Origin of the sequence: Lelliottia sp. RWM.1, from assembly GCF_016859735.1 — a bacterium.
Classification (GTDB): Bacteria; Pseudomonadota; Gammaproteobacteria; order Enterobacterales; family Enterobacteriaceae; genus Enterobacter.
Window position 1 is genome coordinate 151670 of the sequence record NZ_WLVC01000001.1, and the last position, 21699, is coordinate 173368.

Sequence of the window (21699 nt, forward strand, 5' to 3'; positions counted from 1 at the left end):
CCATTCAAATGGTTAAGAGGCGTGAATGAGTCAGGCGAAAACCGGTATCTTGCTTGCCAATCTGGGTACTCCAGAAGCACCTACTCCTGCGGCAGTAAAACGTTACCTGCGACAATTTTTAAGCGACCCACGCGTCGTGGATACACCAAGAGCGTTATGGTGGCCGTTACTGCGCGGTGTCATTCTGCCTGTTCGTTCCCCGCGAGTTGCTAAGCTGTATCAGTCTGTCTGGATGGAAGAGGGCTCTCCGCTGATGGTTTACAGCCGTCGCCAGGAAAAAGCCCTGGCTGCCCGGCTGCCTGATATGCCGGTTGCATTAGGGATGAGCTACGGTACGCCGTCGCTGGAAAGTGCGGTCGAAGAGTTGCTGGCACAGAACGTCGATCACATTGTGGTGCTGGCGCTTTATCCGCAATACTCTTGCTCCACGGTGGCTGCCGTCTGGGATGAACTGGCGCGCATTCTCGCCACTCGTCGCCGTATTCCGGGCGTGACCTTTATTCGTGACTACGCCGATAACGACATGTACATCAAAGCGCTCGCCAGCAGCGTTCGCGCCTCGTTTGAAAAACATGGTGAGCCGGATCTGCTGCTGCTCTCTTATCACGGTATTCCGCAGCGTTACGCTGATGAAGGTGATGACTATCCGCAGCGCTGCCGTGATACCACCCGTGAGCTTGTCTCCGTGCTGGGGCTACCGCCCGAAAAGGTGATGATGACCTTCCAGTCACGTTTTGGCCGTGAACCCTGGCTGACGCCGTATACTGATGAAACGCTAAAAATGTTGGGCGAGAAGGGCGTTAAGCATGTTCAGGTGATGTCGCCGGGCTTTTCTGCGGACTGTCTGGAAACGCTGGAAGAGATCGCTGTGCAGAACCGGGAGTTCTTCATTGAGGCGGGGGGGGTGAAATACGAATACATTCCGGCGCTTAATGATAATCCTGAACATATCGATATGATGGTGTCGCTGGTCAAAAACAGCCACTGATCGCGCTAAAGGCCGGGTTTGTGCTACCATTTCCGGCCCATCATTCATTCATAGCCCAGACCATGAAATTTCCCGGTAAACGCAAATCTAAACACTACTTTCCCGTCAACGCCCGCGATCCGCTGTTGCAACAAATCCAGCCTGAAAACGAAACCAGTGCTGCATGGGTGGTTGGTATTGATCAGACTCTGGTGGATATTGAAGCCAAAGTGGACGATGCGTTTGTTGCGCGTTACGGTCTGAGCGCCGGGCACTCGCTGGTGATTGAAGACGATGTCGCAGAAGCCTTATATCAGGAACTGGTTCGTGAAAATCTGATCACCCACCAGTTTGCCGGCGGTACTATCGGCAATACCATGCATAACTACTCGGTGCTGGCCGATGACCGTTCCGTACTGCTCGGCGTGATGTGCAGCAATATTGAGATTGGTGGCTATGCTTACCGTTATCTGTGTAACACCTCCAGCCGTACCGATCTGAACTATCTTCAGGGGGTCGACGGGCCGATTGGCCGCTGCTTTACGCTAATCAGTGATTCCGGCGAGCGCACCTTTGCTATCAGCCCTGGGCACATGAATAAGCTGCGCGCGGACAGCATTCCGGAAGAGGTGATCGCAGGTGCTTCTGCGCTGGTACTGACCTCGTATCTGGTGCGTTGTAAACCGGGTGAACCGATGCCTGAAGCCACCATGAAAGCCATTGAGTACGCGAAGAAGTACAATGTGCCGGTGGTGCTGACGCTGGGGACGAAATTCGTGATTGCCGATAACCCTGAGTGGTGGCAGTCCTTCCTGAAAGAACATGTTTCTATTCTGGCGATGAACGAAGAAGAAGCCGAAGCACTTACCGGTGAAAGCGATCCGCTGTTGGCCTCTGACAAAGCGCTTGATTGGGTTGATCTGGTACTGTGCACCGCAGGCCCGGTGGGGCTCTACATGGCGGGCTTTACGGAAGAAGAGAGCAAACGTAAAACGCAGCATCCGCTGCTGCCTGGTGCGATTGCTGAATTCAACCAGTATGAGTTCAGCCGCGCCATGCGTCACAAGGACTGCATCAACCCGCTGCGTATTTTCTCCCACATTGCGCCCTACATGGGAGGGCCGGAGAAGATCATGAATACCAACGGCGCGGGGGACGGAGCGCTGGCGGCGTTACTGCACGATATTACAGCGAATGCCTACCACAAAAGTAATGTTCCGAACTCCAGCAAGCATAAGTTCAGTTGGCTGACTTACTCGTCTCTGGCGCAGGTATGCAAATACGCGAACCGCGTGAGTTACCAGGTGCTGAATCAGCATTCACCGCGTTTGACGCGTGGCTTGCCTGAAAGAGAAGACAGCCTGGAAGAGTCGTACTGGGATCGTTAATCGTTAAAAAAACCTCTCGGCCCCTCCCCATAAGGGGCCGAGAGGCTCAGACCGCTTGTATTAACCTGTCACCACCTCTGCAACTGGCGGCTTCTCCAGCAACGCCAGCATAGTATTTGCAATTTCGCGCTCGCCCATGACCACCTGATTAGCACCACGTTCGGTAATGTACTCCACCTCATCGTCATAGTGCGCGCGTGCGATGATTTCGATATGTGGGTATTTTTCTCGAGCCGTGGCGACAATTTCTCCGGCTTCGTAGCCGTTCGGAATAGTCAGCAGCAGCCAGCGGGCACAGTCCAGGTGAGCCAGATTCATAATTTCTTCGTTTGCAGCATTACCCAGGACTGCACGGATCCCGCGCTCACGCAGTTCATCGACACGGGTACGTGAGGTTTCAATCACCACCAGGGGAATGCCCTGCGCCATTAACTTCTCACCAAGCAAGCTGCCCACGCGACCAAAACCGACCAGCAGTGCGTGGTTGCAAATATCCACCGGGATCTGTTTCTCTTCTTCGATGGCTTCTTCCAGCGTCTGCTCTTCCAGCGTTTCGGTTTTATCGAGGTATTTTTCCAGCAAGGCAAACAGCACCGGGTTCAGCATAATCGAGAGGATCGCCCCTGCCAGCACCAGGTTCTGCCCGGCCTGAGGCAGCAGGTTCAGGGCCATACCCAGGCCTGCCAGGATAAAGGCGAATTCACCAATCTGTGCCAGACTGGCCGCAATGGTAAGCGCGGTACGCGGCGAGTGCCCAAACAGACGGACCAGGAAGAAGGCGGCAACCGACTTACCAAAGATGATAATCGCCAGTGTGCCCAGAACAGCCAGCGGCTGCTCAATCAAAATCAACGGGTCGAACAGCATGCCAACGGAGACAAAGAACAGTACCGCAAATGCATCCCGCAGCGGCAAAGTGTCGTGCGCGGCACGGTGGCTCAGCTCAGACTCGTTAAGCACCATCCCGGCGAAGAATGCGCCAAGGGCGAAGGAGACGTCGAACAGTTCCACTGCACCAAATGCGATACCCAGCGCCAGCGCCAGGACGGAAAGCGTAAACAGCTCGCGTGAACCCGTTGCCGCACTGCGGGACATGATCCACGGAACCAGACGGCGTCCTACCAGCATCATGATGGCGATAAAGGCCACCACTTTACCGATGGTGATACTCATATCCAGCGCCAGAGAGGCAAAACCAACGTTATCTTTTTCAATCATTCCGGCGACGGCAGGAAGCAGTACCAGCGTCAGCACCATCACCAGATCTTCAACAATCAACCAGCCAATCGCGATTTGCCCGCGCTGGCTGTCGATGAGCTGTCTCTCCTCAAGCGCGCGCAGTAGCACCACGGTACTGGCGGTTGAGAGACAGAGACCAAAGACGATACCGGTCATAATTGACCATCCAAGCAGTGCGGAAAGCGCCATCCCCAGTAACGTCGCCACCCCTATCTGGGCGATCGCGCCTGGTATGGCGATAGACTTTACCGCCATCAGATCCTTTAAGGAAAAATGCAGGCCCACGCCAAACATCAGCAGAATCACGCCTAATTCCGCCAGCTCCGGAGCCAGTTTGGTATCCGCCACAAAACCTGGCGTAAAAGGACCCGCCAGCACACCCGCTAATAAATAGCCCACAAGAGGAGAAATACGCAGTTTATTGGCAATCATGCCGAGGATAAAAGCGAGCACAAGTCCACCAACAATGGTGGTGATAAGCGGTGTGGCGTGATGCATTCCGTCTCCTTTCGTAGTGGGGTGTTCCATTTTTGGCGAAAAACCAAAAAGCCGAGTAATAGTTTATGACAATTTTCACCATTATGTTTATGAATAATTGTTGAAGTTTGAATAAAACAGCAATATGCGTGAAAAAAAGCAATTTTTGACAAGTTCATAAGAAAGAGTGAGAGCAAACCCTTATGGCATCAGGGGGGAAGGTCGCCAAAGTTTTACTTTGGCGACCGATAAATCACGCTTTATGACGATTGTCAGGCAGGAATATGGTCAACATACCAAGGAGAGGAAGGAAAGCGCAGATTTTGTAGACCAGGAAGATACTGGTGTGATCCGCAACCATCCCTAACACCGCTGCACCAAGGCCGCCCATGCCGAAGGCAAACCCGAAAAAGAGCCCGGAAACCATACCGATACGCCCAGGGAGTAGCTCCTGGGCATAGACCAGAATGGCGGAAAAGGCCGATGCAAGGATAAAACCAATGATCACGGTTAAAATGCCCGTCCATTCAAGGCTTGCGTACGGCAAAATGAGCGTAAAAGGGGCAACACCGAGGATAGAGCCCCAAATAACATATTTACGCCCTATCTTATCGCCAACAGGCCCACCAATCACAGTACCTGCGGCGACAGCAAACAAGAAAGCAAACAGATGAATTTGAGCATTTTGTACCGATAATCCGAATTTTTGCATCAGATAAAAGGTGTAATAGCTACTGATGCTCGCCATATAGAAGTATTTTGAGAAAATCAGTACCAGCAGCACGGATACCGCCAGGATAACCTTCTTTCGCGGCAGGGGATTGATAATCTTCGCTTTAGGTTTGCCCTTATTCACACGATGTTGAGCAGCATACCAGCGGCTGATTTGCGCCAGTACGACAATCGCCAGCAGCGCAGCGAGCACAAACCACGCGACATTTCCCTTACCATACGGCGCGATGATCACCACAGCCAGCAACGGGCCGAGCGAGCTACCAAAATTGCCCCCAACCTGGAACAAAGATTGCGCCAGTCCGTGGCGTCCACCTGACGCCATTCGCGCCACGCGGGAGGATTCCGGGTGGAACACCGAAGAGCCTGTACCGACCAGCGCAGCGGCGACCAGCACGGCCTCAAAGCTTCCCGCCATTGCCAGCAGTACCAGCCCACTTAAGGTAAAGCACATGCCAATAGGCAGTGACCACGGCATTGGGTATTTGTCTGTCCAGTAGCCGACGACCGGTTGCAGCAGCGAAGAGGCCAGCTGGAAGGTCAGGGTGATCATCCCGATTTGCACGAAGGTTAATGAAAATTCGGACTGCAGCAGCGGATAGATAGCCAGGATTAATGACTGGATCATGTCGTTGAGCAGATGGGAAAGACTGATTGCACCTAACACTTTAAATGAAGTGCGCGGTTTCGGCGGCGACGCCGGAGCGCCCTGAACGGGCTGGGTTGATTCACTGATTGCCATAAATACCACGTCGTTTTGTTATTAGAAATGCAGGGTGTAATTATTATCCAACTAACATACCTGTCCGTGAGATTTGAAGAAAGTCGCGATTCTGAAAACATATTTGTCTATTCTTGTGAGTCACTGTAATTTTTGCGTTTGTCTATGGGTCAGGGAGAGAAGAGATGAAGTTAATGAAGCGTGGCGTCGCGCTGGCGCTAATTGCTGCGTGGGGGCTGACAAGCCTGCCTGCACAGGCGTATGAAAAAGATAAAACCTACGAAATCACCATTCTGCATACTAACGATCATCATGGTCATTTCTGGCGCAGCGAATACGGTGAATACGGTCTTTCAGCACAAAAAACGCTGGTGGATGGTATTCGCAAAGAGGTGGCTGCAGAAGGCGGTAGCGTGCTGCTGTTATCCGGTGGGGATATCAATACGGGTGTACCTGAATCAGATTTGCAGGATGCTGAACCCGACTTTCGTGGCATGAATTTAATTGGCTACGACGCGATGGCCGTCGGTAACCATGAGTTTGATAACCCACTGACCGTTTTGCGTCAGCAGGAAAAATGGGCCAAATTCCCGCTATTGTCCGCCAATATTTACCAAAAAAGCACAGGTGAACGTCTGTTTAAACCCTGGGCATTGTTTAAGCGCCAGGATCTGAAAATCGCCGTGATCGGTTTAACCACGGACGATACGGCAAAAATTGGTAATCCGGAATATTTTACCGATATCGAATTCCGTAAACCGGCAGATGAAGCGAAGCTGGTGATTCAGGAACTGAATCAAAACGAAAAACCGGATGTCATTATCGCCGCTACCCATATGGGCCACTACGATAACGGCGAACATGGCTCCAATGCGCCGGGGGATGTGGAGATGGCTCGCAGCCTGCCTGCGGGCTCTCTGGCAATGATTGTGGGTGGTCACTCACAAGATCCGGTCTGTATGGCATCAGAGAATAAAAAGCAGGTGGATTACGTTCCGGGTACGCCGTGTGCGCCAGACCGTCAGAATGGGATCTGGATTGTCCAGGCCCACGAATGGGGTAAATATGTGGGGCGCGCAGACTTTGAATTTCGCAACGGCGAGATGAAACTGGTGCATTACCAGCTGATCCCGGTCAACCTGAAGAAGAAAGTGACTTACGCAGATGGAAAAAGTGAGCGCGTACTTTATACCCCAGAAATTGCGGAAAACCAGCAGATGCTCTCCTTGCTGACGCCATTCCAGAACAAGGGCAAAGCGCAACTGGATGTGAAAATCGGCACACTGAATGGCCGCCTTGAAGGCGATCGCAGTAAAGTTCGTTTTGTGCAGACCAATATGGGTCACCTGGTGTTGGCGGCACAAATGGCGCGAACCAGTGCGGACTTTGCGGTGATGAGCGGTGGGGGCATTCGTGACTCGATTGAAGGCGGGAATATCACCTATAAAGATGTGCTGAAGGTACAGCCGTTTGGCAACGTGGTGGTCTATGTCGATATGAACGGGAAAGACGTTACCGACTATCTGACCGCTGTGGCACAAATGAAGCCGGACTCCGGGGCCTATCCGCAGTTCGCGAACGTCAGTTTTACGGCGAAGGACGGCAAGCTCAACGACCTGAAAATTAAAGGTGAGCCGGTGGATCCTGCTAAAACCTACCGTATGGCGACGCTGAGCTTTAACGCCACGGGCGGTGATGGATATCCGCACATCGACACCAAACCGGGGTATGTGAATACCGGATTTATTGATGCGGAGGTGCTGAAGCAGTTTATTCAGCAGAATTCACCGATTGACGTGAATGCTTATGAGCCGAAAGGTGAGGTGAGCTGGCAATAACCACGCTATTTTGTTCGCGGACAGTGCCCGGAATTTTCACGTACTCTGTGTACGCTCCGGTTCCTGTCCGCGTCCAGACTGTCTTCACTAATAACGCGCTCTCCGGGAAATAACTAATCCCTACGCGCGATATCGGCAAATTTGGCATCGAGTATTTTGGCGAGATCGCTTGCTGCCAGTTCGATATCCAGCCCACGCTTTCCACCAGAAATATAGATGGTGGCAAATTCCTGAGAAGGCGCGTCAATCAGTGTCGGCAGACGTTTTTTCTGCCCCAGAGGACTGATCCCACCTACCAGGTAGCCTGTCGTGCGTTGCGCAACCATCGGGTCGGCCATATCGACCTTTTTTGCGCCAAGTGCTTTAGCGACTTTCTTCAGATCGAGTTGTCCGGCAACGGGCGTGACGGCAACAGCGAGGTGTTTCATATCCCCGTTTACCGCAACCAGCAGCGTTTTGTAGACCTGATCGGCATTCAGCCCCAGTTTGCGCACCACCTCGTCACCAAAGTTTGTCTCGTTTGGATCGTGATCGTAGGTGTGAATGTGGAAGGAAATGTTGTTTTTTTCGAGTAATTTAACGGCGGGAGTCATAGCTATCCTTCTTACGACAGACAATTAATGTGCAGAGCATACGCCTGACGTTTGTCTAAAAAATAGCACCATCTTGCGCAATAGTATTGGCAGTGATGGTCACTTTGAGCGACAATCGGCTCAACCGAAGGTCTCCTTCGGCATAATAATAACGATGAAATTCCTCTTTGACGGGCCAATAGAAATATTGGCCATTTTTTTACATCAACAGTGACGGCAAATTCCCTTCTCCGTACAAATGCAGTGCGCCAACCGCAACAACATAATTCCCCGCAGGCAGGGCATGAAGCGTGTGTCGCCAGGCCAGGTTGCGTTCGTTCATCAGGACATCATACAACGACTGGCTGAAGGTTGCGGGTAATTCTGGCTTACCGTTTGTTGGGGGCGTATCAAGCCACCAACTCACCATGACCTGCAATAAACGTGCGTTAGTGTGCCAGTGGGTCAGGGTGTCATCCAGCAGCGGCAGGCCGTCTTCCGGCAACTGACGCAATAGCGCGACCTGGCTCTGCGCCCCTTCCAGTTCAATGATTGGCAGGTTGCGCGCCCGGGCGGCATTCAGCAACTGATAATCAACCCCGTATTCGCCCCGCAACCCCAGCCGTTGCGCTTGTGTCGCCTGAAGCACCATAGCGATTTGCCACAAAGGCTGTGTTTCCAGCATGGAGATCGATAGTCCCAGTTCATCAGCGACGCGTTCCAGTTCAACACGCTGTGTATCGTTCAGGCGCTCACTCAGCGGTGGGGGAAGATCCAGGTCCGCAAACGGTGATTCACTGCCGGAGATATCGGCTTCGACAACCAGGGCGTCGGCTTTGCGCAACAATTTGAGCAAGGGAGGCGGCAGCGGCGACATATCACGAGTCCCCATATGAATGCTGCCCACCAGATGCAGATGTTGCCCGCCAGGCAGGTTAATATCCATTCCAGGCCAGGCGTAACGACGCGGGAATCGTGCGCGAAACGATGCTTTTATACGTTGAAACAGACTCATACGCGCTCCATGAATGGAAAAATTCATGCTAGCGCGTAGGAGAAGAAGGTTCAATCTTTCGGTTTAAACCGCAGTAAACGGTTTGCGTTACTGACCACGGTGATAGAGGAGAGCGCCATTGCCGCGCCAGCGACGACCGGATTGAGCAATGTCCCGGTCAGAGGCCACAGGATCCCTGCGGCAATCGGGATGCCAAGCGAGTTATAGACAAAGGCGCCCAACAAGTTTTGCTTCATGTTACGTAACGTTGCTTTGGAAATAGCCAGTGCATCTGCAACCCCCATCAGGCTGTGACGCATCAGAGTAATGGCAGCCGTTTCAATGGCCACATCGCTGCCACCGCCCATGGCGATGCCGACGTCAGCCTGTGCCAGCGCTGGAGCGTCATTGATGCCATCACCGACCATCGCCACCTGGTGACCCTGGCGTTGCAATGACTTAATGGCGTCGGCTTTACCATCGGGCAACACGCCTGCAATCACCTCATCAATGCCCGCTTCTTTGGCAATGGCATTGGCCGTGGTTGGATTATCACCCGTCAGCATCACCAGACGGTAGCCTGCGCGGTGCAAACGCTTCAGAGCTTTCACGCTGTCCTGGCGTAACGGATCGCGAATGGCGAACAGGGCTGCCGCCTTACCATTAACCGCCAGCAAAACGGGAGTCGCACCCTGCGCAGCCTGATTTTTGAGGACATCGTCCAGGGCCGCGGTATCAATGCCATTTTCATTCAGCAACGCCTGATTACCCAGCAGCAGTGTGTATCCTTCGGCTTCCCCACTAACGCCCAATCCGCGCAGGGTACGGAAGTTGCTTACCTGTGGAAGGTTAGACTCGTTCGCTTTATCGAGAATGGCGCGGGCCAGTGGATGGCTGGAACCTTGCTCCAGAGCAGCCGCAAGACGCAATGCCTCTGCTTCAGAAAGATCAATCGTGTTGACGGCCACAACCTGCGGTTTGCCTTCTGTCAGTGTGCCGGTTTTATCAAAAACGACGGTATCAAGCGTACTGGCGCGTTGCAGGGCGTCCGCATCACGAACCAGAACGCCAAACTCGGCGGCACGCCCGACGCCGGAGATAATCGACATTGGCGTGGCCAGCCCTAACGCGCAAGGGCAGGCGATAATCAGTACCGTGGTTGCAATTACCAGCGTGTAGACAATCTGCGGCGCAGGGCCGAAGACATACCAGATGGCCGCACTCAGCAGCGCAATGCCCACCACGACAGGGACAAAAATAGCGGAAATCTTATCGGCAAGCTGGCCGATCTCCGGCTTACTGCTTTGTGCCTGACGAACCATACGAATAATGCGCGACAGCGTGGTGTGGCTGCCCACGGCACTGGCGCGAAACAGCACGCTGCCGTCCTGCATAACCGTACCGGCGTGGACCGCATCCCCTTGTGTTTTTTGCTGTGGGATGGGCTCCCCGGTCAGCATGGCTTCATCAAGCCAGGCTTCGCCCTGGGTGATTTCACCGTCGACGGGGACGCGATCTCCCGTGGTCAGACGCAGCGTCATGCCGGGCTGAACCTCTGCCAGCGGCACGGTTTTCTCACCGTCTTCAGTTACGACACGGGCAGACGGTGGGGTTAAGTCGAGCAGGCGTTCCAGCGCTTTTGATGAGCGCTGGCGTGCGCGGGCTTCAAGCATATGGCCCAGGTTAATCAGGCCGATGATCATCGCGCTGGCTTCATAATAAAGGTGACGTGCTTCCATCGGGAACCACTGCGGCCAGACGTTAACGCTCATCGAGTATAACCATGCAGCACCCGTTCCCAGTGCGACCAGTGTATCCATGGTGGCGGTGCGATTTTTCAGGCTCTTCCAGGCACTGGCATAGAAGTGACCGCCGGCGAAAACCATCACGCCAAGAGTCATCAAACCAATCACCAGCCACAGCGTGCGGTTGTGCTCGGTGACCATCATGTTGTCACCCATCATCCCCCACACCATCACCGGAATACCGACCAGCAGTGCGACAATCGCCTGCCAGCGGAAGCGTTTCATGGTGGCGACGGCTGTTTCCTGCTGACGTTCGCGGCGTTTGAGGTCATCTTCGATAGCCTCTGCGCCATAGCCTGCTTTTTCGACCGCCTGAACTAAATCTGCTGCAGAGGCACTGCCCATCACAAGCGCAGTACGCTCCGCAAGATTGACCCGTGCCTGTGCGACGCCGGGTACGGCCTGCAATGCATTCTGTACCCTGGAGACACAGCTGGCGCAGCTCATGCCGTTGATCAACAACTGTTGGCTGTCATCAATATCATCAGCTACCGGAAGCTCAGAAGGGGCCGCTGTCAGTGCTTCCGACGGGAGTGATGACTCTGCCAGCGGTTTAGCCTTTGGGTGGCTCAGCTCCGCTCCATAACCGGCTTGCTTGATGGTGTCGATAAGTGCATCGGCACTGGCGCTACCGGTAATTGCAGCGTGATCGATAGTGACATCTGCGCTCTCCACATCAGGGCGCTGTTCCAGGCTTTCTTTGACACGTTTGACACAGTGGCCGCAGGAGAGGCCATCCAGTGTCAGATCAATAGTGTGAGACATAACAAAACTCCCGTATAATGCGTTGGTCAGTTATTGACCGACATAATGTTTTTACCTGACAGTTATGAAGGTTAAACCTTCCATCAAGGGGAAGGTCAAGGGGGAAATGTGAATATCAGCGACGTTGCGAAAAAAACAGGGTTAACCAGCAAAGCGATTCGCTTTTATGAAGAAAAAGGGTTGGTGACGCCGCCACTGCGTAGCGAAAATGGCTACCGTAGCTATACGCAACTGCATCTTGATGAACTGACGTTACTCCGTCAGGCAAGGCAGGTGGGGTTCAATCTTGAAGAGTGCGGTGAGCTGGTTCATCTGTTCAACGATCCAAAACGCCATAGCGCTGACGTGAAAAAACGCACGCTGGAGAAGGTGGCAGAGATCGAACGCCATATCACAGAGTTGCAGGCTATGCGTGAACAACTGCTGGGGCTGGCAGATTCATGCCCTGGAGATGACAGCGCCGATTGCCCGATAATCGACAATCTTTCCGGCTGCTGCCATCGTAAGGCAAATGCTTAGCAGGCTTTGACCCGCAGCGTAATGCCTTCTACGGCAATGACCTCGACGTGTGTGCCTGCGCTGAGGTCATCATCGGCCACCACTGGCCATGAACTATCACCTACGCGCATATGCCCACGCCCGTTAACCAGTGCTGTGTCCAGCGTAAAACGTTTGCCGATGATCTGCTGTCCACGCTGGTTGAGTCTGGCGTCTGCGGGTTTTTGCTCTTTCACCTGCCGATTCAGCCAGCGCCACCATAACCAGGCCGCTGCCAGGGTGAGTACGGCGAACAATGCGCCTTGCCATTCCCAGCCAAACGGCAACAGCCAGACTAAAAGCCCGGTGATCACCGCAGCCACACCGCTCCAGAGCAGGTAACCATTCCCCCCCAACATTTCAGCTGCCAGCAGAAGCCCCCCGAGGCTCAGCCAGAATGCATGCGGATGTGCGACAATCAGCTCGATCATTTTTTACGCTCGTTTCCACTGTCTTTGATCAGTTCAGCGATCCCGGCAATAGACCCCATCAGGCTGCTGGCATCCAGCGGCATCATCACCACTTTGCTGTTATTCGCAGAGCCAATCTCTTTCAGGGCATCAGTATATTTTTGCGCGACAAAGTAGTTAACCGCCTGGATATCGCCCGCAGCAATAGCCTCGGAAACCATTTGGGTAGCACGCGCTTCGGCTTCAGCAGAACGTTCACGCGCTTCAGCCTGTAAGAATGCCGACTGACGATCGCCTTCAGCTTTCAGTATCTGCGACTGTTTTTCCCCTTCAGCTTTCAGGATCTCAGCCTGGCGCACCCCTTCGGCTTCAAGGATATAGGCGCGTTTGGTTCGTTCGGCTTTCATCTGCGCGTTCATGGAGGCGATAAGTTCTGCGGGTGGACGCACATCGCGGATCTCAATACGGGTGACTTTAATACCCCACGGATTGGTCGCTTCGTCGACAATATGCAGCAGGCGGGTGTTGATGCTGTCGCGTTGAGAGAGCATTTCGTCCAGCTCCATAGAACCGAGAACGGTACGGATATTCGTCATTGTCAGGTTGACGATAGCCAGTTCCAGATTGCTCACTTCATACGCCGCTTTAGGGGCGTCGATGACCTGGATAAAGCAGACAGCATCAATGGTAACGTTGGCGTTATCCTTGGAGATGATTTCCTGGGATGGAATATCCAGCACCTGTTCCATCATATTGATCTTTCGGCCTATTCTGTCCATGAAGGGGACAATAATACTTAAGCCCGGCTGCAAGGTATTGGTGTAACGGCCAAAGCGTTCAACGGTCCATTGATAACCTTGCGGGACGATTTTGACACCTGCACCAACAATCACCAGCGCAACGAAAATAAGGACGGGAATAACAATGAGCATAAAAACCTCCTGTTTTGCATGCCGTGAGAAGATAAATATTGTGTGTGTTGTATGTCAGTATATCGGCTAATGGCTGGAAATTCGCCCCTGTAAAGAGGGGGGCGATAGGCCATGTTGTCCTTATTCTGATGATTCAGCGTTCAGGAGGAGTATAAGAAAAGTCAGTGATAAACGACTCGTCTGCCTCGGCGATCGCCCGGGATAAACCCTGATAATATTTTTCGAGTCCCAGGGCCTCAATTTGTCGGATCTGCTCGCGAATGGGGGCGCAAAACAGTAGCGCATTTCCCGCTTCCACGCGTTTGTTATTTGGCGGCAAATCGCCTGCGATGGCTTTAAACCAGGTTCTGATCCCTTGTTTTAACGCTTGTGGCGCTTTGGCTAGATTATTGATGCCTGTGAGTACCTGTAAGGTTGGGAACTGGTCGGCAAAAACCGCCTCTTTCATGCGTTCAAAGAATTGACGGAACAGTTCAAATGAACCCAGATCGACAATTTTGGGCTTGGTGGTTTTGCCCTTCTTATTGCCGAGATTGCTGGTCGTTGCAGGGACCGCTGGTACAACCCCCGTTTTATGTAGATCCAGTCCAAACAGTAAGTTGCAATGTGCGCGGCGCTCTTTAAGTGGAAAGGACATTAAGACATCAACAAATTCTGTGGCGTGAACGTCGGCGAGTTTATGGTTAATGAGCCACTGAGAACGTGCAAACTCGGCAGGGGAAACGAACCAATCCGGAACGTCGCTAAAACGCCTTGATTTTCCTTTACTGTCAAATTCAATAAAATGTGCGCCGTTATCAAAGGCAAACCGGCAATTCTTAAAGCTGCTAATGGTGGTATTAACGATCAACGCTTTTTTGACGAAATCGACAACCTCTGCACCTATGACAAAACGCGTGAGTTCCGAAGAATTGATGACTTCCATTAATGTTTCTACAGTAGGAACACCAGGTTTAAGTGAAGAGAACTCATAAAAAATATGTGTCATGCTGGATACTTCCTGTAGGGATAGGAATGACTATTTATCTGCGAAAATACTAACATTACTCATTGTCGGAGGCTATTCGCGCCACACCATATCGCTGTGGTACGATCACAAATAATGAATTTCATGTCAGTATGTTCAGGTGTGATAGATGTTTTACTGGCCGTTTTCCATAAGGGCACTGGGCTATCTCTTTCCTGAATCATTGCATTAACGTTACTTAAGTGAGACTGCCTGATGGATATGAAAAGGAAAATGGCGTTTAAGTCTTGAATAAGTCTTTGTGGCAGGTGTGGGTACTGGAAAAAATATGAACGACAAACAGGTCATTTTGCATATCAAGGATGTTGGATATCGTGTGGGCAAAAACACGATCCTGCAGCACGTCGATTTTTGCCTTTCACCGGGTGAATTTAAACTGATAACCGGCCCTTCGGGGTGCGGAAAAAGCACACTTCTTAAGATCATCGCCTCTTTGCTCAGCCCAACTGAGGGAACAATTCTCTTTGAAGGGAAAGATATTGCCACGCTTTCCCCGGAAAATTACCGCCAGCAGGTCTCCTATTGCGTGCAAACACCTTCTCTGTTTGGTGAGACGGTTTATGACAATCTGATCTTCCCATGGCAACTGCGCGCTAAATCGCCCGAGCCAGAAAGACTGATTGCCGATCTGGAGCGATTTGGCTTGCCGTCGGACACATTGACGAAGTCTGTTACTGAGTTGTCTGGCGGGGAAAAACAGCGCGTCTCATTAATTCGCAACCTGCAGTTTTTACCGAAGGTGCTGCTGCTGGACGAAATCACCAGTGCATTGGATGACAACAATAAGCGCAATGTAAATGACATCATCCACCGCTACGCCCGTGAGCAAAACATCGCTGTGCTCTGGGTGACGCACGATTCAAACGAAATTACCCATGCGGATGATGTAATTACACTTCAGCCGCAGGGCGGGAAAATGCAGGAGGCGAACCGTGGGTGAGCATAATATAACCAACGAATCTCTGGCGCTGTCGATGGTGCTGGTGTTGGTGGCGATTGTGGTGAGTCATCGTGAGAAGCTGGGGCTGGAAAAAGACATTTTGTGGAGTATCTGCCGGGCGGTGATTCAGCTCATCATCGTTGGTTACGTGCTGAAGTACATATTCAACGTCAATCACGCGGTACTGACGCTGCTGATGGTGCTCTTTATTTGCTTTAATGCGGCCTGGAATGCGCAGAAGCGCAGCAAGTATATCGATAAAGCATTTATCTCTTCATTTATCGCCATCACCACAGGAACCGCGCTGACACTGGCCGTGTTGGTACTGTCCGGCTCAATTGAGTTTACCCCCATGCAGGTGATCCCCATCTCCGGGATGATTGCCGGTAACGCGATGGTCGCGGTGGGGTTGTGCTACAACAATCTGGGGCAACGTTTCAGCAGTGAGCAGCAGCAACTCCAGGAGAAGCTAAGCCTGGGGGCGACACCCAAAGTGGCTTCAGCACGGCTTATCCGCGACAGCATTCGTTCCTCGCTGATCCCAACGGTGGATTCGGCGAAAACGGTTGGTCTGGTGAGTTTACCGGGAATGATGTCGGGGCTGATTTTTGCCGGGATCGATCCGGTAAAAGCGATTAAGTATCAGATTATGGTGACGTTTATGCTGCTCTCTACGGCCAGCCTGTCGACCATTATTGCCTGCTACTTAACCTATCGGAAGTTCTATAACTCGCGGCATCAACTGGTGGTGACGCAGTTGAAAAAAACAGACTGATCGTCGGTTTTTAACGCCCGGTAGCGTAGCGCCGCCGGGCTTTTTTTATCAATAGAGCAGGGCGTACAGTTGACGACGGTATGTCGACGCCAGTGCATCGCCTGTACCAAGCGCAGCCAGGATCTCCTGGAACATCTTACGAGCCTGACCATCGGCTGCCGCCAAATCTTTCTTCAGGTGGCTGAACAACAACTCCAGCGCCTCTTCGTTGCGACCAACCTGATGCAGTTGCAGCGCCAGTTGGCTCGCCAGTGCAGCGTCATCCGGCTTGTCAGCAACCTGTTGCTGCAAAAGCTGAATTTCCGGTGTATCCGCGGCCTGTTTCAACAGCTCAATTTGCGCTACCAGTCCCTGATAACGCGTATCCTGATCCTGCATTGGGATCGTCTTCAGCACAGCTTCGGCATCGTCAGAACGGTGCAGCGCAATCTGCGTTTCCGCGAGCAACAGGCCAATCTGGCTATCCTGGTTCGACAACTGCCAGGCGTCTTTCAGCAGCGGCAGCGCTTCGTCGTGTTTGCCTTCCTGCATCAGTGCGAGTGCCTGCTGTGCTTTCAGCTCCTCTTCGCGCGGCAGTACTTTGTCCAGCAGGGCGCGGATCGCTTCTTCAGGTTGTGGGCCCTGGAAGCCATCAACAGGCTGACCATTCTGGAACAAATAAACGGTTGGAATGGCTCGCAGACCAAACTGTGAAGCCACCATCTGCTCGGCATCACAGTCCAGTTTTGCCAGGATGAATTGACCATTGTACTGAGCGGCAAGACGTTCCAGCACGGGTGTCAGCTCCAGACAGTGCTGGCTACGTTCAGACCAGAAATAGAACAGCACGGGTTTTGTCATCGACTGTTCAAGCGTCTGATGCAGGTTCGCTTCGGTAATGTTGACAATATTCTGTACGGACATACGGCATTCTCAGTTATCAGTTTGATAAGTACATGGGGGTAAGGCGTGACGCTTCAACTCACCCGCGTAAAATTTTATCCATCATGCGGCTGGGTAACAGGCGCTTTAACAGGCTGACGGCATGGGTCACCAGTGTGACCGGATAACGCAATTTTGGACGTTCACTCTCAAAAGCATGGCGTACTTTGGCGACAACCGCCTCTGGCCCCAGGGTAAAACGTGCCGCAATGCCGGGATTTTCTACCGGGTTATCGGACTGAGTCTGGTTGACGTTGTCCGTAAAGCGCGTGCGGATAGGGCCTGGCTCTATCAGGCTCACTTTGATACCGCTATGGCGTAACTCCATGCGTAATGCATCAGACCAGGCTTCCAGCGCATATTTACTGGCGGCGTAAGCGCCACGACCCGGCGTTGAAATTAATCCCATCACGGAGGAGGTCATCACGATACGTCCTTCACCGTGCGGCAGCATGGCGGGCAGCAGGCGCATAGTGAGCTGATGCACGCCAAAGAAGTTGGCGGAAAACTGTTGCTCCAGTTGTTCACGGGAGATGGTCTGAAGTGGGCCGTACACGCCGAAACCGGCATTATTGAACAGGCCGAACAAACAGTTGTTGGTCAGCGCTATCACTTCATCGGCGGCACGTTCAATGCTTTCCGGGGAATCCAGATCCAGTAATACGCCCGTAAAACCCATGCCGTTCATGCGGTCGACGTCTTCGGGTTTACGGCAAGCGGCCAGTACCCAAAATCCCTGGCGTTTTAATTCAAGGGCGCTTTCAAGGCCAATTCCGCTGGAACATCCTGTTATTAAGACCGATTTTTGCATAACTTTACCTGTCAGGATCTCCACTGGATTAAGAGTCATGTTTAACTAAGGGAGCCAGTCGTGTCGCCATCCAGTCGGCAATAAACGGCTGAGCATCGCGATTGGGGTGAATACCATCGTCTTGCATCCATTGGGGTTTCAGATAGACCTCTTCCATGAAAAATGGCAGCAGCGGAATATCAAACTCTTTGGCAAGCTTAGGGTAGATCGCGCTAAAGGCTTCATTATACCGACGACCATAGTTGGCGGGCAGACGAATTTGCATGAGCAGCGGTTTTGCATTCGCCGCCTTAATATCCTGCAATATGGTGCGTAGCGTTTGTTCCGTTTGTTGTGGCTGGAAGCCGCGTAGCCCATCGTTACCACCTAACTCGACCAGCACCCAGCGCGGTTGATGTTGTTTGAGTAATGCAGGCAGACGTGACAACCCCTGTTGCGAGGTATCGCCGCTAATACTGCCGTTGACGACCGGTGTTTTTGCCTGCCATTTATCATTCAGCAGTGCAGGCCACGCCGCGTTGGCGGCCATCCGATAGCCCGCACTCAGGCTGTCGCCCAGAACGAGAATTGTGTCCGCAGCCGCCGCGCGGAAAGTCATCAGAATCAAAAACAGGAAGGGCAAATGCCAGCGGAAAACATTGTTGAAGTTCATCGTCTTAAGAAGTCCGTCGGTCAGGGTGAACACCAGCTTTCCATCCTCACCGGAGTTGAACTCGTTGTCAAACGCGCTGAAACCATCGCGCTGATAGGCGAATCCGGTTCCGGGAAATCCACCCTGCTGGCGATTCTGGCCGGTCTGGATGACGGCAGTAGCGGAGAGGTCAACCTGGTCGGCCAGCCGCTGCACTCGCTTGATGAAGAGGCGCGTGCCGCACTGCGTGCCAGACATATTGGGTTTGTCTTTCAGTCATTTATGCTGATCCCTACTCTCAACGCGCTGGAAAACGTAGAGTTGCCGGGCCTGCTACGCGGTGAAAATACCCGCCAGAGCCGCGATCACGCCAAAGCATTGCTGGAACAACTGGGTCTGGGAAAACGTCTTGACCATCTTCCGGCGCAGCTTTCCGGCGGTGAGCAACAGCGCGTCGCGCTGGCGCGGGCCTTCAATGGCCGCCCTGAGGTGCTGTTTGCCGATGAGCCAACCGGCAATCTTGACCGTCAGACGGGAGATAAAATTGCCGATCTGCTCTTTTCACTGAACCGTGAGCACGGCACAACGCTGATTCTGGTGACTCACGATCCACAACTGGCGGCGCGTTGCGATCGCCGTCTGCGGCTGGTGAACGGTCTTTTGCAAGAGGAAGCATGATCGCCCGCTGGTTCTGGCGCGAATGGCGCTCACCCTCGCTGCTGATTGTCTGGCTGGCGTTGAGCCTGGCGGTGGCATGCGTGCTGGCGCTTGGTAGCGTCAGCGATCGCATGGAGAAGGGCTTAAGCCAGCAAAGTCGTGAGTTTATGGCGGGAGATCGGGCGCTGCAAAGCTCGCGGGAAGTGCCGCAAGCTTGGATAACCGAGGCCAGCAAGCAGGGACTGAAAGTGAGCGAGCAGCTCAGTTTCCAGACCATGACATTTGCGGGTGATATGCCACAACTGGCCAGCGTTAAAGCTGTCGATAATATCTACCCGATGTATGGCGAACTGCAAACCAGCCCGCCGGGTCTAAAACCTGAACCCGGCACGGTGCTGCTGGCTCCCCGCTTGATGGCCTTACTGAACCTGAAAACGGGCGATAACATTGACGTCGGCGATGCCACGCTGAAAATTGCCGGTGAAGTGGTTCAGGAGCCCGACTCTGGTTTTAATCCGTTCCAGCTTGCGCCGCGTTTGCTGATGAACACGGCTGACGTTGCGAAAACCAATGCGGTACAGCCAGGAAGCCGCGTGACCTGGCGCTATAAATTTGGCGGTACGCCTGCACAGCTTGAATCTTATGAAAAATGGCTGTTGCCGCAGCTTAAACCGGAACACCGCTGGTACGGGCTGGAACAGGATGAGGGCGCGCTCGGCAAATCGCTTGAACGTTCTCAGCAGTTCCTGCTGCTCTCGGCACTGTTAACACTGCTGCTGGCGGTGGCCGCGGTGGCCGTTGCTATGGGACACTATTGCCGCAGCCGCTATGACCTGGTGGCAATCCTCAAAACGCTCGGTGCGGGCAGGGTGCAGCTACGTAAGCTGATTGTCGGCCAGTGGTTGATGGTGCTGGCGCTCTCGGCGGTTACTGGTGGGGCGATGGGGCTGTTGTTCGAAAATGTGCTAATGGTGTTGCTTAAACCCGTTTTGCCTGCGGCTCTCCCCCCGGCCAGCCTGTGGCCGTGGCTCTGGGCCATTGGAGCAATGGTGGTGATTTCACTGTTGGTGGGGTTGCGTCCTTATCGCCTGCTCCTGGCGACACAACCTCTGCGTGTTCTCCGCCGTGATGTGGTGGCGAACGTCTGGCCGCTGAAGTTTTATCTGCCCATTATTGTGGCTGTTTCGGTAGGGCTTCTGGCCTGGTTGATGGGCGGCAGCACGCTGCTGTGGGCTGTTCTGGCGGGCGCTGTCGTGCTGGCGCTGCTGTGTGGCGTGCTGGGCTGGATGCTGCTTAATGTGCTGAAAGGGCTGACGGTGAAATCGCTGCCTGTGCGTCTGGCAATCAATCGTTTATTGCGTCAGCCCTGGTCAACCCTGAGCCAGCTTTCGGCATTTTCCCTGTAGTTTATGCTGCTGGCACTGTTGCTGGTATTGTGGGGGGATTTGCTGGAGCGCTGGCAACAGCAACTCCCACCGGAGAGCCCGAACTACTTTCTGATCAACATTGCGCCCGAGCAGGTGACACCGCTGAAGGCGTTTCTCTCTGAGCACCAGATTGTGCCGGAGTCGTTCTATCCGATTGTTCGCGCGCGTCTGACGCAAATCAACGGCCAGACAACGAAGGGAAATCAGGATGAATCGCTCAACCGTGAGCTGAACCTGACCTGGCAGAGCCAGCGTCCGGATCATAACCCGATTACCGCCGGAACCTGGCCGCCAAAAGCAGGGGAGGTCTCGATGGAAGAGGGGCTGGCGAAGCGGCTGAATGTCGGGCTGGGCGACAAGGTGACGTTCACCGGAGATACGCAAGACTTTAGCGCCACAGTCACGAGCCTGCGTAAGGTCGACTGGGAAAGTTTACGTCCGAACTTCTTCTTTATTTTCCCGGAAGGGGCGCTGGACGGGCAACCTCAGAGCTGGCTTACCAGTTTCCGTTGGGAGAACGGCAATGGCATGTTGACGCAGCTTAACCGTGAATTCCCGACGGTGAGTTTGCTCGATATTGGGGCGATCCTGAAACAGGTAGGACAGGTGCTGGATCAGGTGAGTCGCGCCCTGGAGGTGATGGTTGTTCTGGTGACGATTTGCGGGGTGCTATTACTGTTGGCGCAGGTTCAGGTCGGGATGCGTCAGCGCCATCAGGAACTGGTGGTGTATCGCACACTGGGTGCGGGTAAACGCCTGCTGCGCGCCACCTTGTGGTGTGAATTCGCCCTGTTGGGACTGGTGGCAGGTCTGGTCGCGGCCATTGGCGCAGAAACGGCGCTGGCAGTACTGCAAACCAGAGTGTTTGACTTCCCGTGGGAGCCTGACTGGCGGCTCTGGTTTACCTTGCCAATCTGTGGTGCGGTGTTGTTGTCGCTGTGCGGCGGCTGGCTTGGCATCCGGCTCTTAAAAGGCAAGGCGCTGTTCCGCCAGTTTGTGAGTTAATTCCCATCCGTGATGATTGCGCGCCGGTTTATATACTGGTGCGTAATCATTTAGTAGCACAAATAGGTAATACCTCTACTTTTAGTAGCACAAATCATTAAAAACCCGCCCACACAGCCATATTATTT

18 protein-coding genes and 1 pseudogene are annotated in these 21699 nt (G+C 53.3%); 8 read left to right on the top strand and 11 right to left on the bottom strand.

Going from position 1 to position 21699, the window contains the following annotated elements:
• Positions 1-25 precede the first annotated feature (25 nt).
• Together hemH and GF617_RS00725 are read left to right on the top strand one after the other, a co-directional pair.
• Positions 26-988, top strand: a complete 963-nt coding sequence (gene hemH / locus GF617_RS00720; protein ID WP_203450846.1) for a ferrochelatase — start codon at positions 26-28, stop codon at positions 986-988.
• Positions 989-1050: 62 nt separating this feature from the next.
• Positions 1051-2355: an inosine/guanosine kinase gene (locus GF617_RS00725; protein ID WP_203450929.1), complete on the top strand. Its 1305-nt coding sequence runs from the start codon at positions 1051-1053 to the stop codon at positions 2353-2355.
• 60 nt (positions 2356-2415) lie between these two features.
• On the opposite strand, the gene ybaL is transcribed toward GF617_RS00725, so the two are convergent.
• Positions 2416-4092 (bottom strand): YbaL family putative K(+) efflux transporter, encoded by a 1677-nt coding sequence (gene ybaL / locus GF617_RS00730; RefSeq protein ID WP_203450847.1) that lies wholly within the window; start codon positions 4090-4092, stop codon positions 2416-2418.
• A 232-nt stretch (positions 4093-4324) separates the two neighbouring features.
• The gene (locus GF617_RS00735; protein ID WP_203450848.1) at positions 4325-5545 is read right to left on the bottom strand and encodes an MFS transporter; all 1221 of its coding nucleotides are present in this window, start codon (positions 5543-5545) and stop codon (positions 4325-4327) included.
• Positions 5546-5709: 164 nt separating this feature from the next.
• On the opposite strand from GF617_RS00735, the gene ushA reads away from it, so the two are divergent.
• A complete protein-coding gene (gene ushA / locus GF617_RS00740; RefSeq protein WP_203450849.1) occupies positions 5710-7362 on the top strand; it encodes a bifunctional UDP-sugar hydrolase/5'-nucleotidase UshA in 1653 nt (550 codons plus the stop codon).
• 113 nt (positions 7363-7475) lie between these two features.
• Here the strand turns inward: ushA and ybaK are convergent, their stop codons facing one another.
• The 3 genes from ybaK to copA form a co-directional block, all read right to left on the bottom strand.
• Positions 7476-7955 carry a Cys-tRNA(Pro)/Cys-tRNA(Cys) deacylase YbaK gene (ybaK, locus tag GF617_RS00745; protein ID WP_181622509.1) on the bottom strand — a complete coding sequence of 160 codons (480 nt, stop codon included), beginning with the start codon at positions 7953-7955 and terminating at the stop codon, positions 7476-7478.
• Positions 7956-8154: 199 nt separating this feature from the next.
• Complete coding sequence (locus GF617_RS00750) at positions 8155-8949, bottom strand: TraB/GumN family protein (RefSeq protein WP_203450850.1); 795 nt, start codon at positions 8947-8949, stop codon at positions 8155-8157.
• 50 nt (positions 8950-8999) lie between these two features.
• Complete coding sequence (copA, locus tag GF617_RS00755) at positions 9000-11498, bottom strand: copper-exporting P-type ATPase CopA (protein WP_203450851.1); 2499 nt, start codon at positions 11496-11498, stop codon at positions 9000-9002.
• Positions 11499-11606: 108 nt separating this feature from the next.
• On the opposite strand from copA, the gene cueR reads away from it, so the two are divergent.
• Positions 11607-12017 carry a Cu(I)-responsive transcriptional regulator gene (cueR, locus tag GF617_RS00760; RefSeq protein WP_181622512.1) on the top strand — a complete coding sequence of 137 codons (411 nt, stop codon included), beginning with the start codon at positions 11607-11609 and terminating at the stop codon, positions 12015-12017.
• On the opposite strand, the gene GF617_RS00765 is transcribed toward cueR, so the two are convergent.
• The 3 genes from GF617_RS00765 to GF617_RS00775 all read right to left on the bottom strand — a co-directional run bounded on the left by GF617_RS00765 (position 12014) and on the right by GF617_RS00775 (position 14365).
• A complete protein-coding gene (locus GF617_RS00765) occupies positions 12014-12466 on the bottom strand; it encodes an NfeD family protein (RefSeq protein ID WP_181622513.1) in 453 nt (150 codons plus the stop codon). The two genes, cueR and GF617_RS00765, sit on opposite strands and share 4 nt — an antisense overlap.
• Positions 12463-13377 carry an SPFH domain-containing protein gene (locus GF617_RS00770; RefSeq protein ID WP_181622514.1) on the bottom strand — a complete coding sequence of 305 codons (915 nt, stop codon included), beginning with the start codon at positions 13375-13377 and terminating at the stop codon, positions 12463-12465. Before GF617_RS00770 ends, GF617_RS00765 begins: the two co-directional genes overlap by 4 nt.
• A 133-nt stretch (positions 13378-13510) precedes the next feature.
• Positions 13511-14365: a hypothetical protein gene (locus tag GF617_RS00775; RefSeq protein WP_203450852.1), complete on the bottom strand. Its 855-nt coding sequence runs from the start codon at positions 14363-14365 to the stop codon at positions 13511-13513.
• Positions 14366-14672: 307 nt separating this feature from the next.
• Here GF617_RS00775 and fetA point away from each other — a divergent pair, with 307 nt between their 5' ends.
• Both fetA and fetB read left to right on the top strand, forming a co-directional pair.
• A complete protein-coding gene (fetA, locus tag GF617_RS00780; protein WP_181622516.1) occupies positions 14673-15344 on the top strand; it encodes an iron efflux ABC transporter ATP-binding subunit FetA in 672 nt (223 codons plus the stop codon).
• Positions 15337-16119, top strand: coding sequence for an iron efflux ABC transporter permease subunit FetB (fetB, locus tag GF617_RS00785; protein ID WP_181622517.1), 783 nt, complete (start codon positions 15337-15339; stop codon positions 16117-16119). Before fetA ends, fetB begins: the two co-directional genes overlap by 8 nt.
• Positions 16120-16167: 48 nt before the next feature.
• Here fetB and GF617_RS00790 read toward each other — a convergent pair whose 3' ends face one another.
• Genes GF617_RS00790 through tesA form a run of 3 tightly spaced genes read right to left on the bottom strand, consistent with a single transcriptional unit; the run spans position 16168 to position 18503 of the window.
• Positions 16168-17022, bottom strand: coding sequence for a co-chaperone YbbN (locus GF617_RS00790; protein WP_203450853.1), 855 nt, complete (start codon positions 17020-17022; stop codon positions 16168-16170).
• A gap of 58 nt (positions 17023-17080) precedes the next feature.
• Entirely contained in the window at positions 17081-17890 is an 810-nt protein-coding gene (locus GF617_RS00795; RefSeq protein ID WP_375289182.1) for an SDR family oxidoreductase, read from the bottom strand.
• Entirely contained in the window at positions 17880-18503 is a 624-nt protein-coding gene (gene tesA, locus GF617_RS00800; RefSeq protein WP_181622520.1) for a multifunctional acyl-CoA thioesterase I/protease I/lysophospholipase L1, read from the bottom strand. Before tesA ends, GF617_RS00795 begins: the two co-directional genes overlap by 11 nt.
• Between tesA and ybbA the strand changes: the two genes are divergently transcribed.
• Both ybbA and ybbP read left to right on the top strand, forming a co-directional pair.
• Positions 18474-19160 (top strand): putative ABC transporter ATP-binding protein YbbA, encoded by a 687-nt coding sequence (ybbA, locus tag GF617_RS00805; RefSeq protein ID WP_203450855.1) that lies wholly within the window; start codon positions 18474-18476, stop codon positions 19158-19160. The two genes, tesA and ybbA, sit on opposite strands and share 30 nt — an antisense overlap.
• Positions 19157-21571 (top strand): annotated as a pseudogene (ybbP, locus tag GF617_RS00810) (putative ABC transporter permease subunit YbbP). Before ybbA ends, ybbP begins: the two are co-directional and overlap by 4 nt.
• Positions 21572-21699 lie beyond the last annotated feature (128 nt).